The organism is Clostridiales bacterium (genome assembly GCA_014799665.1).
Taxonomy (GTDB): domain Bacteria; phylum Bacillota; class Clostridia; order Christensenellales; family Pumilibacteraceae; genus Anaerocaecibacter.
On sequence record JAAVHP010000009.1, the window covers coordinates 1 to 15,509 of the forward strand.

At 47.8% G+C, this 15,509-nt stretch carries 13 protein-coding genes; 1 reads left to right on the forward strand and 12 read right to left on the reverse strand.

Annotation, left to right across the window (positions count from 1 at the left end):
* The 12 genes from HDT28_04070 to HDT28_04125 all read right to left on the reverse strand — a co-directional run.
* On the reverse strand, window positions 1–1,526 hold a 1,526-nt coding region (locus HDT28_04070), incomplete at its 3' end, for a hypothetical protein (protein ID MBD5131753.1).
* Window positions 1,523–4,162: a DUF87 domain-containing protein gene (locus tag HDT28_04075; GenBank protein MBD5131754.1), complete on the reverse strand. Its 2,640-nt coding sequence runs from the start codon at window positions 4,160–4,162 to the stop codon at window positions 1,523–1,525. The genes HDT28_04070 and HDT28_04075, both read right to left, overlap by 4 nt.
* Window positions 4,159–5,379: a hypothetical protein gene (locus tag HDT28_04080; protein MBD5131755.1), complete on the reverse strand. Its 1,221-nt coding sequence runs from the start codon at window positions 5,377–5,379 to the stop codon at window positions 4,159–4,161. Before HDT28_04080 ends, HDT28_04075 begins: the two co-directional genes overlap by 4 nt.
* A 69-nt stretch (window positions 5,380–5,448) precedes the next feature.
* On the reverse strand, window positions 5,449–5,754 hold the full coding sequence (locus HDT28_04085; protein ID MBD5131756.1) for a hypothetical protein: 306 nt from the start codon (window positions 5,752–5,754) through the stop codon (window positions 5,449–5,451).
* Between the two features lie 19 nt (window positions 5,755–5,773).
* Window positions 5,774–7,288 carry a hypothetical protein gene (locus HDT28_04090; protein MBD5131757.1) on the reverse strand — a complete coding sequence of 505 codons (1,515 nt, stop codon included), beginning with the start codon at window positions 7,286–7,288 and terminating at the stop codon, window positions 5,774–5,776.
* 12 nt (window positions 7,289–7,300) lie between these two features.
* Complete coding sequence (locus HDT28_04095; protein MBD5131758.1) at window positions 7,301–9,514, reverse strand: type IV secretory system conjugative DNA transfer family protein; 2,214 nt, start codon at window positions 9,512–9,514, stop codon at window positions 7,301–7,303.
* Between the two features lie 22 nt (window positions 9,515–9,536).
* Window positions 9,537–10,829 (reverse strand): hypothetical protein, encoded by a 1,293-nt coding sequence (locus HDT28_04100; protein MBD5131759.1) that lies wholly within the window; start codon window positions 10,827–10,829, stop codon window positions 9,537–9,539.
* Between the two features lie 39 nt (window positions 10,830–10,868).
* Entirely contained in the window at window positions 10,869–11,321 is a 453-nt protein-coding gene (locus HDT28_04105; GenBank protein ID MBD5131760.1) for a hypothetical protein, read from the reverse strand.
* Between the two features lie 157 nt (window positions 11,322–11,478).
* Entirely contained in the window at window positions 11,479–12,348 is an 870-nt protein-coding gene (locus HDT28_04110) for a site-specific DNA-methyltransferase (protein ID MBD5131761.1), read from the reverse strand.
* A 58-nt stretch (window positions 12,349–12,406) separates the two neighbouring features.
* On the reverse strand, window positions 12,407–12,724 hold the full coding sequence (locus tag HDT28_04115) for a hypothetical protein (GenBank protein MBD5131762.1): 318 nt from the start codon (window positions 12,722–12,724) through the stop codon (window positions 12,407–12,409).
* A gap of 13 nt (window positions 12,725–12,737) precedes the next feature.
* Window positions 12,738–14,438: a DUF1738 domain-containing protein gene (locus HDT28_04120; protein MBD5131763.1), complete on the reverse strand. Its 1,701-nt coding sequence runs from the start codon at window positions 14,436–14,438 to the stop codon at window positions 12,738–12,740.
* Window positions 14,431–14,571: a hypothetical protein gene (locus tag HDT28_04125; protein ID MBD5131764.1), complete on the reverse strand. Its 141-nt coding sequence runs from the start codon at window positions 14,569–14,571 to the stop codon at window positions 14,431–14,433. Before HDT28_04125 ends, HDT28_04120 begins: the two co-directional genes overlap by 8 nt.
* A gap of 78 nt (window positions 14,572–14,649) precedes the next feature.
* Between HDT28_04125 and dinD the strand changes: the two genes are divergently transcribed.
* Window positions 14,650–15,489, forward strand: a complete 840-nt coding sequence (gene dinD, locus HDT28_04130; protein ID MBD5131765.1) for a DNA damage-inducible protein D — start codon at window positions 14,650–14,652, stop codon at window positions 15,487–15,489.
* Window positions 15,490–15,509: the final 20 nt, after the last annotated feature.

The following is a 15,509-nucleotide window of genomic DNA, read 5'->3' on the forward strand; positions in this document are numbered from 1 at the left end:
GTAAAAACGGTCTTGCCGTACTCTGTGCATGTCGCCGGATAATACGTCGCTTCATAGTTATGACCGAGCGGATTTGTATAATTATCCGTATAACTGTCGCCGCAGCGTGTACAGGTATATATTGTATAACCGCCGCTCGTACAGGTTGCTACGGTTGTTGAAGCAACGTAGTAATGTCCTGTTTCCTCTATCGAGTAATTGGTATAGCTGTATCCGCATTGAACACACTCATACTGCAAATACCCCTCGTGCGTACAGCTCGGGCTTTCTACCGACTCCAAATAATAATGATCGATGAAATAAGGAAAAACTGCACTCTTTGTTTTCGATGACAGCTTTATCGTGTGTTCACCTTCATCACGGATCCACGTACCTTTTGTGTATTCAACGCCGTCAAGCGTAGCCGTCCACGACGGTCGATCCCAAGTGAAGTAAACGGTATTATCGGTATCGGACTTAACAAACTCGCCGCTAAGCTCCGCGCCGAGCTGTACCCATACTTCGCTCGACTTGTTACCGTAGTTCCCGTCTATCGCGTAAAAATAATAGGTCGCATCCTCTGACGTATCGGATATTGTGCATGAGTTTCCGATTGCGCCCCAATTACCGTCATTTACTTTCCTATACAGCGTAACGCTTCCCGAATTATCTTCCGCTTTAACGGTAAAGCCTTTATTCGTATTCGAGCCGAAGCTTGCACCTACGCAAGTCAATGTCGGCGGCGTATCGTCAAAGTTGACATAGTAATACGCCGTAGTATTTCCGGCATTGTCCTCTGCATAGAACGTATAACGCCCGTTTGTACTTCCTCTATTTATGGTCGTAGACGTACCCACCGAATAAAACGTACTGTTGTTCGGCGCTTTCATGTACAACGCTTTCAAACCGCTAACACTATCCGATGCCGCCACAGTAAAAGCACTGTTCACGAATTTTCCCGTAGTCGAAGTGCTTGCTCCGCTTATAGACGGCGCTTGACCATCTATATTAAAGGTAAAAGAACCTCTGAATGCACAGTTCGCACCCGCACGAGAATTTATCGTCCACGTGTTGCTATACGACAAAGATACAGAGTATGTTCCGTCGGATAAGCCCGAAGCGCTTGCCGAATTCTTACCCGAACCCAAGCTCTTACCGTCTGCATTATATATTGTTACAGTTATTTTCGTACCGCAACTAACTTCTACCGTAACGGAATCGGACTTTATATATCCGCCGCTTTCCATTGTAGCCGTACCCGACGTGCCACTGCCGTACAAGAACACGCCCGAAATCGTGGTGGTACTTCTTAAACCGCTCGTAAACGACGTACTGTAAACACTGTTACCCGAATAGCCCGTATTAGTTATTCCGCCTGCCGAACCTTCGGAATATGAATATGTATAGTCAAACGCTACGGAATACTTCGGCGTGGTCGCCGCACTCGCTGACATCGGCTTATCCGTGAAAACCACAAGCAGCGTTACAAGTGCAATAAGCACTATGAACACTGCGGCTGTCAAAAAACTTTTTGTTCTGACTTTCAAATCTCACCCTCCTCTTTAATTTCTTCGGTGAATAATTCTCTTGCACACTTGCCCGCTTGTATGCGAACGCAAGCGCGAAGCTCTGTCGAGCCGACAAAGAACGCTTGTCCCGTCACCGCCGAGATTATCATGCGCTGTTCCTCATCATTAAAGCTGTCGCCCGCTCTGTATATGTCCAAGACGTCTTTCATGTCGGGCGCGGACAGCTTAAAGATGAACGTGTACTGACTGTTCTTAATTATCGCGCTCGTCTTGCCGCGCAACTCCTCGTTGGCATTCCAATCAGCTATGTTCTGCGTAGCCGGAATAAAGCTGCCGTTGTATTTACGGATACGCTTCGACATCGAATAGAAGAAATCGAGTGCTATCGGGAACTTCGGATCGATGTACAAATGCGCCTCGTCCGCTATTATAAGCGTTCGTAGGTTCGCTCCGTTCTTGTTACGTTCTCTCGCGTTTATAACCTCCTGCTCTATAAACCTGAACACCAAAAGCATTTGCGCGTTTGCCACTACGTTGTTCTTATTGGCGAACAGGCTTTGGAAATCGAAGTCGATAAGATTGGCATTTACTTGCAAAGTCGAAGGCGCGTTCCAAATGTCGGAATAACGTCCGTTTACGAACTTCTGCAAATACAGCTCGGCCGTCCGCATATCTCGCTGAGTGAGCGCGTCCATTTTCTTTCTGTCCTTACTCTGTAATGTTTCGAGCAAGTCCGAGAATAACGGGAAGTAGTCTGCGGGGAACGCCGAGCAATCCGTGTTTTCCGTAATGCCCATACGCTCATATGTTTCAACGGTCAAGTTGTTTATAAGTTCAATGACGTCGAGCGGCGCGTCTGCAAGAACTATCTTGAAAAAGCTCTCCAACATTTTCAAATGGGTATTGAACGTAACCTTGCTGTCGGCGGGTGTGCCGTCCTCTGTAAGAATCTTATATATATGAAAAGGGTTAATACGCCCTTCTCTCGCATTACCGACGTTGATAACATTGCCGTAAAGGTTGCGCGTAAGCGCAAGATACTCGGCTTCGGGATCGAGCATTATTACTCGCGTTCCGTTTGCCCATTCGTTAAGCACAAGGTTTTTTAGGAAGAAAGACTTGCCGCTCCCCGACTTGCCGATAATCATGGCGTTACTGTTCTGATACAAGTTTCCGCGCTTCCACATATTGAAGATAAACGGAAAGCCGGTCTTGTTATTCTCGCCGAGCAGTATGCCGCCCTCGTCCATAACGAAAGTACGAACGAACGGAAATGCCGCGGCGAGCGACGAACTGTTTATTCCGCGCTCTTGGCTTTTAAGCGTCGATATGGGCGACACCGCCGCTGACTTGAAGCCCTCGATTTGTAAACCGTAAAGCGTAGACGGACGGAAGTTTCCCGTGAGCATCGAACGCCGCGCCGCTTTCTTGTAGTTGTCGTTCTTTGTGTAGTTGTAAGCAGTTACCGTGAGCGTTACGTCGAACAAGCTCTCGTTCTCGGTTTGAAGAGCGTCCAACAGCGTATCCATTGTCGCTCTGTGCGTTTCCGCACTGTTCGCTTCGCTCGCCTTGTCCGAGATGATTCGCTTAGTTTCCATTTCGCCTATAACCTTGTCGATACGCCGAATAGCCTTGAACTTATCTACGGGCTTAACGTGCATTACGACTTTGGTATTTGGTATGTTGAAAAGCTCCGCGCCCCAAGCGTTCCTGACTCGCAAGGGATAATCGGATACGGCGAGCACCGCCGCTTCCGTTCCGTCTACCTTATATCTGTTCGCGTGGAATACTATCTCTTTCGGTTTTACCCAATCGAGAAGCTCCTCGTCTTTCAAGTCCTTGATTTCTCGCTCGTCGAAGTTACGCGAAAAGCTGTACTTCAAAAATACTGCCGTGTCGCGCAATCCAAGAAGCTGCGTACCGAGTCCGCATTTAGCGATTTCGCTTGCCACGTTGACTGCCATGCTTTCCAAATCAAGCTCGTTACGACCGTAAACGATTATGTAGTAGTCCGACAAATACTGTTTGCGGATATTGTTCAAACGGTCAATGCGGTCTATGCGCTCTGTCAGTATGCTTTCCTTTATCTCTTTGATACAGTTCTCTTCGTCGCTGTCCTTTACCGCCGACAACCGCGCAAATAAGTCGCTCGAAAACACGTCCAAGTTTACGGGACGGTCTATCTTGACAATATCCGCGCTTTGGTTTTGGTCTAACAGCTTGAGCGCGTTCGCAAAGTAATTGATGTCGATGTTCTGCTGAACAACATCCTCGATACCGAAGTTCTTTTGACCGACCTTTATAACTCGGCCGAACATACCGCCCTTGTAAGCGATCAGTCCGCTATCCTTAATTTCTTTTAAGTCCACGATCGCGTCTATACTTTCTTTTGCATTCTTCGCACCGACCGTGTATTTCTTTTTCGAGAATAGAAATCGTATATTCTCGTAGACACAGGTATAGAAAATTCCGTCGGGCGTAGGTATAAACATCCCAATACCCAAAAGACCGAGTATGGCTGCTATAACCCATTGCCCCATTGTTATGGAAATGAAGATAATACCGAACACGATAAGCGCGACTATAATGTCAGCCATCGAGTAACATTTCCATACGGTATTTTTTACCTTGATTTTTTTAGGAATAATCCTCATTCACTATCTCCTTCCGTCACGCTAATATCTGCGCTTCCGTCATCTGAAAATTTCTCATCGTCGCCGCTATCCGACGAATCTCCGCTGTCCGAGCTGTCGCCGGGATTGCCGCCGTCGCCGCTATTCTTACTAACGCCGCGCCGAACAACACGGTAAAGTCCCCTTGCACCTTTGACGGCGAAACCGACTGCCGTGCCGCCGATTACTCTTCCACCGTAGAATGCGCTTCTGAGCCAACCACCGCCGGCGTGCATATCGTCCGCGGTTCCGAACAGCCTTGCGAACATTGTTTGCCCCGCGGGTATAATCATCGCTCCGCCTACTATCATAAATATCGTGAACACGGAATTGCCGAAGCTGCCCAAGCCCGGAATACTCATTTGCTGTACAAGCGGCAAAAGCAATATGAACACGTTTACAGCCAATACCGCGCCGTATGCAAGAATGATTTTCGTAACGAACTGCTCACGCCAATTCTTGAACCGCGCCCCGTCATCAAGCGGAAGCGTAGACATTGCAACCGGCATACAGAAATACAGGTAAATGATTTCGTACACCCTTTTGGCAAGATTGAGTATGGCGATGACAAGCGCAATACAAAGAGCTATACCCGAAATGAGCGCCGGAAGATACATAAAGGTATTGGGGTTGACCATACCATTGCACTTCCAGCTCGTCGGCCACACACCGAACAGCGCGGAATTGTAACCGCCGAATATAGCGCCGACGGACAACGAAGTAACGTTTATTTTGTTAATGTTCCAACCGTTGATCCAATTCCCCACACAGGCATTGAATATTACGTTTGAGAGCTTTTTCGAGTTGTCGAGCTGGAATATTCGAGCTAATAGCTGTAACAGCGAATTGGCGATAAGTATTCCTAAGAACACCACTGCAAGCATAGCCATAGTACCGAGCAACGCCAAGAAAAATTTGCCGACGATACTCGATATGTTTCGGTTGTTCGCTATCATGTTCTTGACGAGTCCGACTATCGTGAATATACACGTCAAGCCGACCGCAAGAATGAAAATGCACCAGAATATTGTGCCGACCGTACTGTTACCTGCAAGGAACTCTATGATATTTACCGACTGTCCGTTTATATGAACATTCGTTACCCCCGCTATTGCGGAGAAAATATCCATAAGACCGTCGATGAGCTTCAACAGCCATAAGAAAAGTTGCAGACAAAGCTCTTGAAAAAATATAAGCATTCATCCTCCTTACCGAATAAAGCAAGGCGGCAAGTTACCCTGCCGCCCTGTTCGGTTTTATTTATTCTCTTACGCTCCCACCCAAGCGGACAAGCCGTTAATGAGAAGCGGTGCACCCATCGCTACGACGAAGATAATGACGATACCGATGATAAGGTTTTTCACCATGTCGCGTGCATTTATCTTTTCTTCGTTACGGTGCGCTATTGCGATCTTAATACCTATGTAAGCTCCCCATATAACGACAACCGCCGCAAGAGCTATGACGATATACAGCCAAAACGAATCCATCAAGCCCTTGAGCTTACTTACGATTTCGGCGAGACTGCCGTTTAGTCCCTCGTTCTCTGCTGCCAATAAACCTATATTTAACATCTATAAAGTATTCCTCCTATTATTTCTGTTTTTTCGCCTTGATTTTCTTGTACGCTATAAACCCGCCGACACCGCCGAGCGCAAGCACGATAAGAATTACGAACAATGCGATTGCTACACCGTTACCGCCTTTCTTCGTTTCCGTTACATCTGCGTTAGGCTCGTCGGGAGTCTCAGGCACGTCCGTATTAGGTTCGTCGGGTTGATCCGGCTCAACGGGTGTTGTCGGCTCGGTCGGTTTATCCGGTTGATCGGGATCCGTCGGCTCAGTAGGCTCTACGGGAGTTACAGGCTCGGTCGGCTCAACGGGTTTCTCTTGCGCCGTTACCGATACCGTCTTTAACAGTTCGCCGTTCTCGTCGGAAATAGAGATAATGACTTGTCCGAACATTTCCGAATAGTCAATCTTGTTGCTCGTTTCCTTGAACTCAGCTACTTCACCCTCGTCGTTCGTGAAGGATACGTTGTAGTATCCGTTCTTTACGTCGCCGCAAGCGCACACGCGCATTACGATAACGCTCATATTCTCGCGATCGTCCATCGTTTGAATCTCATGGGCGTGCTTATGGATTTCGGGGATGTCGGGCTTTTCGGGTTCGGGAATATACCCTAAATCGCCGCTCGTTACAAAATCCGAAAGATAGCTGTAATTGCAGTCGATACAGATATGACGCGTATAGCCGAGACTGTCGGGTGTTGCCGGAACAAGCACGTCCAAATACTTATGCCCCGTGGGCGCAACGTAGTCCGTTACGAATCTATCGCCGCAGCCGTAGCAAACGTGATCGGTATAGCCGTAGGTTATGCACGTTGCCGCGTTTACCGTTTCCGTGTAGTCATGACCGTTCGGCTCGGTGTAATCCGCGACATAGCTGTCTTCGCAGGTCGAGCAAGTGTAGGTCGTAAAACCGCCCTCCAAGCACGTCGGCTCGGTGACTACTGCTTCGTAAGAATGACCGAGCGCATCGGTGTAGTTATCGAAGTACACGTCGCCGCAAACGGTACACGTATGTTCCGTATAGCCCCTTTCGGTGCACGTTGCCGCGACCTCTTTATCTTCGTAGCTGTGATTTATCTCGTCCATGTAGTTGTCTGTGTACTCATAGCCGCACGTCGTGCAAAAATGCGTCGTGTACCCTTTATGCGTGCATGTGTTAGGCACAACTATGATTTCGTAGGTATGCCCCTTCGCGCTCTCGGTCTGTTCGGTGTATGTATTACCGCAGTCCGCACAAACATAGAGCGTATAGCCCGCCGTCGTACAAGTCGCGGCTACCGCCGTTTCGGTGTAGTTATGTCCCTTTGCATCCGTGTAATTGTCTTTCCTCTCGTCGCCGCAGTCCGTACAGGTGTATTTCGTGTAGCCCTGATCGGTACACGTTGCCGCGATTTCCGTTTGCTCGTATGTGTGGTTACATACCTCGTCCGCGCTCGCCGCGCTTGCCGTCGTAAACCCGGCGCAGAAAATTCCGGTAAAAAATAACGCCGCACTTGCCGCAAGCGTTACAGCCGTTGATTTAATTGTCTTGTTCATAAACTCTCCTTTTTATTTGTTTTTTGCTTGGTTTTGCAATTCCAAAAGTTTAGGCAGCTCTTCGTCCAAGTATTTGATGAGCGCCTTTAACTTCTGCTGTACGCTTATGTCATAGTTGCCTATAAACATTTTCATAAGCGTAACCTTATCTTCGAGCTTCGCCCGAATCAATGCTGCGGCATCTTCTTCCAAAAGTGCTTCTGCCGCGCGGAATACCTTGTCGTGAACTTCCTTGACTTTGGCTTGCCATAGCTTGTCCAATTCGGCAACACTTACCGCTTGCTTCTTTTCTTCGGCAGCTTGTTCTTGCTCCCTGCGTTCCAAAGCGTCTAACGCCTTGTCTTCCTCGCGCGTATAACTGCCGCCGAGAATATCAAAGACGTAATTACGCTTTTCAAACAGCCTTGCTTCGCGCTTTCCTATGTCCGCCTTACCTGCCGCGAAGTAAACGTCCGCAAGCTCATACGACGGTGTAAACCTTGACCAAATCGGCTCGTATCCTCTGACAGATACTATCGCGTCGCCTTTCTCGTCGCCGTTCAACCTTTCAAGCATACCAACCGTTATTAGCGGCTGATTACTCGCGCCGGTGTTACTGCTCGCATTGACTTCGGCACTCGTGTTTACCGAGAAGTTCTTAATCTTCTTCTGTCCGCACAGCTCCGAGAACTCTCTTCGCGTTTCGGGATCGTCCGAGCCGATAAAGATTTTCACGTTACAGTTTGTTTTTACAATGTCGGCTATATCTTTTCCGTACTTTGCATTGAGCTGTGAAAAGCTCTGCAATACGAACAGGTATCTTATGCCACGTGAACGACCTACCGTAACCATACCCTCTATGTTTTCGAGCTTAGGAAGGTTGCCGAACTCGTCTAAGATGAAGTACGCTTTGCGTTTGAGTATCGCCGTTTCCGTGTCCTTGCGCCGCAAGTTAAGATTTGCCTTTTCGACAAGCTCTTTATAGGTTTGCGTGATGAACAGCGTAACAAAGCGGTGGCGTGTAAAGCGCTCATCGGGAACGATAACGAATATAGCGTTCGGCTTTTCGTCCATATTCACGATGTCTATGTCGTTCTCGCTCGTCATAGACAGAATACCGTCATCGGCGAGTTGCTGTATGTACGCATTAACTTCGGACAAGTAACTCGTAAGCGTTTTGTCGCTTGTTATTAGTACCGTATTGACAAGTCCGCGAACTTTGGAATACTCGTCGCGCCCTTCGAGCAAATACTGTTTGAGCGCGGTAGTGTCTTCCGAACAATACTTGGTGATGTTATGGTACACATTGAAAAGCTGTAACTGCTTCTCGTCCATCTTTCCGCTTATGACATCCTCGCAGAACGCCAAGATAAGTCCGAAGATTAGGTTTCTTGCGCCCTCCTCCCAAGTCGGTTGGTCTTTGTTCTGTACCGGGCAAAGCGTATAAACCAAGTCCATTGTGTTCTCAAAGATTTCGTCTTTAAGCTCTTGAACTCTCGTCCGCGCGTCGTCGTATGACAAGAACACTTCGCCGCAAGCGCAATACTTTCCGTCTTGGCATTTCAGATTGTTCTGCAATTCCTTGACCTGACGAATACGCCTTATAAGCACTTGCATTGGATTCCACCGCTGAGAACTGTACGGCTCGCGTAGGTCGAGCGTAGAGATTGTGTACCCCTCGTTCTTTAACTGCTCGGCGTGTTTCTCATATAGCTCTTTCTTGGGATCGGCTATAAGCAAGCTCGGCTTGCCTTTACTTCTGCCGAGTACCGCGATATTCTGATCGACGAAGCCCGTCGTTTTACCGCTACCCGTAGTACCTACGATAAGCGCATGTAGCTGACTTGTTGATATAAGCTCTAACGCCTTGCCTTTCTTTTCCGCGCCGATAACTATCTCGTCATCCTTGTCCTTTACGCCGTCCCACGTTGTCACGGTAAACTCTTTCATTTTCCGTAAGCGCTTGGTAGTCAACCACTCGGTATCTTCCAAGTCGTTCTCGCGCAACGCCAAGTTTTGTGCGTCGATCCTGTAAAGCATCAAGAAGCCGACAAGCAACAGTCCGTTAGCTACGCCTACCGTAAGCCAATAGTTGCCGTTACCGAATATGCCGCCGAAGCTCTTTACGAATAGCGCGAACAAAAACGCTATAAGCACGCTCACGAACACCGCGATAAAGCCGCCGACTATTAACCAAGTCTTCCACGACTTGCGTTTTTTGTGTTTGTAAGCCTCATGTCTGTTCATTCAAATTTTTGTTACCTCCTAATTATTTAGTTTCGCCGCTACCGCTTCCGTTGCCGCCGTCCGACGAACTTTCTTTTTTCTTTCGCTCACGCTCGATCTCTTCTTCGATTTCCCGTAAGCGGTGTGTAAAGTCCCTTTCAAACAACTCGCTATTTGGACCGAACGATTTGAAAAACTTTCTGCACGCGCGACCTATGTTATTGCGAGATATGCCGAGCACTCGTTTTAGACGTTTATCGTCGGGCCGATACTTGCGTTTGCGCTCCAAAATTTCGGGCTTTATAAACTTGCATAAACTCAAAACCAAGTTGCCTTGCCGCCGCTTGTAATCCGCCTTTAATTCCTCGATAATATGGATGTTCTTTTCATCGATTTTATTGTGATACTTAGGCAGATCGCTTTCCATTTCCTGCGGTGTTACGTTCGTGTTTGAAAACGCCGTGGGCAAACCGCAGATGTTTTTTATTTCGAGTTCGCGCTTATCTACCGCTTTATAGAAGCGCCTATTCGCTTTCATGGCTCTCTGATCCGAGCTGAGCAACAACTCAACGATACGGTCTATTCTTGGACGAAGGCTCTCCATGTCCTTACTGCCGTAAATAAGCCGTCCTGTTTTCGGTAGGTCTTTCGCAAGCGCGATGATTTCTTTTTTTATTTTATCGTCGCTCGCCAAAACCGCACGTACACCCAAAATCTTTTTCAGCTCGGCTATTCCTCTATCGCGGCTTTTGTAAACATTGTCCTTGCTGTCGCTCAAATATAATCCGAGCCGGACGAACATGTTGTCTATGCTCTTTTTGTCTATCTTGCCGCGCCGACGGTAACTCTTTGTTCCGTCATTGTTGTTGAACTTTGGCTCTTTTTCCCAAAACACAAAATGGATATGCAAGTGATGCGGTCTGTCCACGTGCAACGCGCACATTAAATCCACATTGTCCTTTTGGAATTTCGCGTCTTTGAGAAATTGCGGAAATGTACGCTTGATTAGTTCGATACATTTTTCAGGGGTGTCTATCTTGTGCGACTGTTCCTCGTTGAGAGAGATAAAGCCGTGAAAGATATGTCCCTTGTTTTCTTTGAGCCGAGCCTTCATCTCGTCAACTTGTTCTTGGGGTATCATCCCCTTGTCGTTGAATACGCCCGTATTCTTCTGCAAGTATTCGAGCGCGGTGCGCTTGCCCGTTCTCTTTTCTTCCGTCGTGATATACTTGAAAATGTTTTTCACCCCGGTCATATCAAAGAACGCTCGTTCGCCTGCGTGCTTCGTTATCTCCTCGGCAGTCGCGCCTTTCGGCAGTTTATACGGCGTGTACATTATGTTGAATATAACGGGTTGATTATTGCTTATCTTTTATCACCTCCGCATTTTCTTTAAGCCTTCCAACTCGTAATCGTAAAGATAGTCCGGCGTATCGCTCATCAAGCCTTTCTCGTACAAATCTCCATCCAATTTTAAGACATCGCTTACCCGACCTAATTCGTGATAGACCGACGATAAAATCGACTTGTTGATCGTTACGTTCAGCACCGTTTCTTTGAGCAGCTTGACGATAACGTTAAAGCTCTTTTCGTCCAAGCTCTCCGCGGCTTGTCTTTCCGACGGCGGCACGGATGTTTCAGGCAACGACACTTCTCCGAATAGCTTTTCACAAAGAATTGGTAAGCCATAGAACAGCGCATCGTTTACTGTCTTGCTGAAGCTCTTGTAATCGGGATGTTCCATTACTCGTTCAATCTGTTCGGTAATGTCGCTGTCCGTTATTCGTATGTGTTTTTGTATTCCTATTTTTTCTTTCTTCTCGTCCAAGTAACGCCCTCCCATGCGTCGCAGACGCCAAAAGCGGGTTTCCCGCTTGTTGCCTATCGAAAGGGGGATTTATACCACTTTCCTTATCCTGCCTACCTTTTTCCTTGAAAAGCTACCACTTCAACCGCTCTCTCCTTGCGGTTAAGTTACGGCTTCTCTACGCTATTGCAGTTACGTTATCTATCCGCTCTTTCGCTTTTTCAAGATACCGAGCATTTAGGTCTATCCCTATGTAATCCCTACCGTAGCGTTTAGCAACCGCGCCCGTCGTGCCGCTGCCAAAGAACGGATCCAAGACAACGCCGCCGACCTTACTTCCTGCAAGTATGCACGGCTCAATTAGCCGTTCGGGGAACATCGCAAAGTGTTCGTCCATTCGATAGCTGTTGGTACTGACTTCCCATACATCTCGCTTTCGCCGGAACTGTTGGTCAAAGTCCAAGCAGTTCTCGCGTCCGTTAGATATTCCTTGCTGTCCTGCGTACTTATTCGCTTCGCTTCTTCCACGCTTATAACGCGCTTTGCTAACATCCTTCAAAGGCTCTTGTATTGCCTTGTAATCGAAGTAGTATTGCCGCGACTTAGCGAACAAAAAGATATGCTCGTAGGTCTTTGTCGGTCTGTCTTTTACACTCTCCGGCAAGCAGTTTGTCTTGAACCAAATGATGTCAGAACGCAAGTACCAACCGCGCTCTCGAAGCGCGAACGCCGCCATCCACGGTATGCCGATCAAGTCTTTGGGCTTTATTCCACTCCAAGATTTAGGAACTTCGTAAATTCGATTGTGCATATCGAACACGTCTTTGTTCTTGCCGTCAGCGGCCAACGTCATAGGACCTTTGCCGCTCCCTGCGTAGCTGTCGCCCAAGTTAAGCCACAATGTTCCGTCTTTTGCGAGAACCCTGTAAACCTCGGCAAAGACCTCTACAAGCCGCGCTATGTAATCGTCTGGTGTTTGCTCGATTCCGATTTGTTTTTGTTCGCCGTAGTCACGCAATCCGTAATACGGCGGACTTGTTACGCACATATTTGCGCTTTCCGGCGGCAGAGATTTAAGCACCTCTGCCGCGTCGCCGCATAGGATTTTACTCACCCTTTTTCGCTTCCTCGTTCATCGCACTTGCAACCATAACGCTGCCGATAATAACGCCGACCGCTCTTTCTTTGCGCTTGATTTCCGCGAGCTTGTCCGCGCCCTTTTTGCCGTTAATACGGTTCATCTCGGAGATGTCTAACATGCGCTTTGCATACATAAACAATCCCTTGAGATACTCGTCTTTCGTAATAAACGGCTTGCCTTCGAAAGCGTAGGCGCAAACGCCTTTTACAAACTCTCCCGCTTGCTTATCCGTAAGCTCTTTGATAATGTCGTAATGTTCTCTCTTGATTTTGATATTTTTCATAATTCCTCCGAATTTAAGATTTTGAATTTCTAAACCGACTGCTCGTTGATTTGGCGGCGGTCGATGTAGGTATGGGCGTTTTAAGCCCGGCGACGAACTTCATCTCGTCCTTTGCCATTTGTTCGTAATACCCGTCGGCTTTGCCGTCGCGGTACTGTCCCGATGCTTGGAAAATTCGTAGTAGCTGTTCCGTGTCGTTGCCCGTAAACATAGCAAGCCGCGCCATAAGCGAACGCTCGTTCTGCTCCTCAGTACCAAGCACCGACTCGCCGTTAAACAGCGCAAGGAATTTATCTCCGTGCTTCGTCTTACTCGCTTTGTCAACGACATCTCTATCGTCCATTCGCGTAATACTTTCTATTCCTCTGCCTGTCATTTCGACTGCGGCCACCGTTCCTACTACCACCGCTTCCGCCGCGACTTGCTCCGCAACCTCGCTCGGCGGTATAAACACTTCGGACTGTTCTTCCTCGATTTCCTTTAACCGCTCCACCTTTGCGTTCTGTTCTGCGGCACGTTTACGGCTTTCAACTTCAAGCTCGTCGAGCGTTACCTCTTGGAAATCCTTACCCGCCCAAAACGGCAGCTCCTGCATTTTGCCAAACTCGGTCATCAACGCTTCACGGCTTCTAAACGGATAGCCGCTCAGCGCGAGCCGCGTTTGTCCGTGTTCGGCTATCATGTGAACCTTGTAGACTTTCTCGCCGTACTCGTCATTGTCTTCGACTATCGCATACGGCTCGACTTCCTTTTTAATCTCGTTCTCTTTCGCCATTACGTACTTGGAAATCTTTTCGGCATCGGCTATTGCTCTGAACAATACGTTAGGATCGTCCTTGATTTTGTCGCGCCAATGCCGAATGTACGCGCTGTTGTTTTGAATGTGCTTTTCGCCGACCTCAATACCCAAGTCTTGTTCGATGAACATCGAAGCGATCTCGGCGCGTAATTCTTCCTCGGCGTAGCTCGCCGAGCCAAAGCCATCACCCAAATTACGGTTAAGCCTTTTCTCGTGTCCGGTGCTGTGTCCGACCTCGTGCAACGCCGTTGAGTAAAATTCGGGCAAGCTCAAGAACTTATCTCTGTCCGGCAAGAATATCTCGTCCGTTGCCGAACGGTAGAACGCTTCGTCGCCGCCGTATATGATTTTGGATTCGTTATCGTTCCAATACTGCAAAATGTTCTCGGCACGGATATTTCTGCCGTTCGGATCGATTACAGGCTTTTCGCGTTCGGGAATACCCTCTATGACGTCGCCGTTAAATACGCAGTAGTATTTGCGAAGAGCGATCACGTTTTCGTCCATATAATCGTCGCGCTCCGCTTCCGACATTCCGTCAAGAGTGTGCTTATCGAACTTCTGCTTGGTTAATTTATCGTAGAACGAGAAGTATTCGATAGACACTCCTGCGTTCTTGCCCATACTTTTACCTTCCGCGTCGCGCTTGAAATCCCAACCTTTTTCTTTCATTTGGTTATACGTCAGCCAACGGTTGTCGCTGTAACCGCGCTCCATTGTTGCCGCCGAAAGGAAAAGCCTGTTTATACCGTTATAGCGTTTACCCGATATTGCCGATACAGGTGCGCCGGACACACGCCAGCCTTGCCGCCAAAGGCTGTTGTTTGTTTCGAGATTTGCCATAAGCAAATTGTACAGCCTTTGACGCTGCGGCGTGAGTTTATCGTAAACGCTTTTTTTGTCCTTCTCACTCAAAGCGTATCTTTACCTCCTCCGTTAAAATTGGTTGCTCGTCCCCGAAATCGTCCTCGTCCGTGTCCAAGATGTCGTCTATCTCGTAACCTTTCGGAATAACCACTTCGGGAACAATACTTGAGTTCTTTTTCATTTTTACCTCCGTTTTATATTTTCCTTTCTGATTTGTATTCAGCTTGCTTTTGCATCGACTTTCTGCTATAATATAGCTATGAATGAATTAAGTACACAGCAGAAAAAACTATTCGACGACATCAAGCATACCGATGAATACGGCAATGAATTTTGGCTTGCTCGCGAATTGCAAGAGGTATTGCAATATGCTAAATGGGAAAACTTCCATAAAGTCATAAAGACCGCACAAATCGCTTGCAAAATAAGCCAACAGTCCGTTGCGGATTGCTTTCCTGAGGTCAAGAAGTCAATAACTTCCGGCAAAGGGCGCATATCGTCCATCATTGACTATAAGCTTAATCGTTACGCTTGCTATCTCATCGTAATGAACGGCGACCCTCGCAAGGAAGTCATCGCGCTCGGTCAAACATACTTCGCCGTAAAGACACGCCAACAAGAGCTTGCAGAGCTTTACGATAGACTTTCCGAAGACGAAAAACGGTTATTCATTCGCGGTGACATTAAGCAAAAGAATATGCTCCTTGCCGAAGCCGCACACAAAGCCGGTATCATCACGAACCAAGAATACGCTACATTCCAAGACGCGGGCTATCGCGGCTTATACGGCGGCATGACTGCCCGCGATATTGCCGAACATAAAGGTCTATCTCCAGACGACGAAATACTCGATTATATGGGCGGCGAAGAACTTGCCGCTAACCTATTCCGCATCACACAGACCGAAGCTAAAATGCGCCGTGAAGGAACATCTACACCCGCCGCTGCAAACGCCGCCCACTACGAAGTCGGCAAAGCGGTACGCGAAACTATCGCAGGACTTGGCGGCACAATGCCAGAAGAACTTCCCACTCCCGAAAAGAGCATTAAACAACTCGAAGCAGAACAGCGAAAACAAATTAAACCGAAAAAAGATTAAAGATTTTTACGGCTATCGGC

Bases quoted from the DNA above. Each gene is read 5' to 3' on its own strand.
- dinD (MBD5131765.1), top strand. From the start codon at position 14,650: ATGAATGAATTAAGTACACAGCAGAAAAAACTATTCGACGACATCAAG.
- HDT28_04090 (MBD5131757.1), bottom strand. From the start codon at position 7,288: ATGAACAAGACAATTAAATCAACGGCTGTAACGCTTGCGGCAAGTGCG.
- HDT28_04085 (MBD5131756.1), bottom strand. From the start codon at position 5,754: ATGTTAAATATAGGTTTATTGGCAGCAGAGAACGAGGGACTAAACGGC.
- HDT28_04080 (MBD5131755.1), bottom strand. From the start codon at position 5,379: ATGCTTATATTTTTTCAAGAGCTTTGTCTGCAACTTTTCTTATGGCTG.
- HDT28_04095 (MBD5131758.1), bottom strand. From the start codon at position 9,514: ATGAACAGACATGAGGCTTACAAACACAAAAAACGCAAGTCGTGGAAG.
- HDT28_04075 (MBD5131754.1), bottom strand. From the start codon at position 4,162: ATGAGGATTATTCCTAAAAAAATCAAGGTAAAAAATACCGTATGGAAA.
- HDT28_04125 (MBD5131764.1), bottom strand. From the start codon at position 14,571: ATGAAAAAGAACTCAAGTATTGTTCCCGAAGTGGTTATTCCGAAAGGT.
- HDT28_04100 (MBD5131759.1), bottom strand. From the start codon at position 10,829: ATGTACACGCCGTATAAACTGCCGAAAGGCGCGACTGCCGAGGAGATA.
- HDT28_04110 (MBD5131761.1), bottom strand. From the start codon at position 12,348: ATGTGCGTAACAAGTCCGCCGTATTACGGATTGCGTGACTACGGCGAA.
- HDT28_04115 (MBD5131762.1), bottom strand. From the start codon at position 12,724: ATGAAAAATATCAAAATCAAGAGAGAACATTACGACATTATCAAAGAG.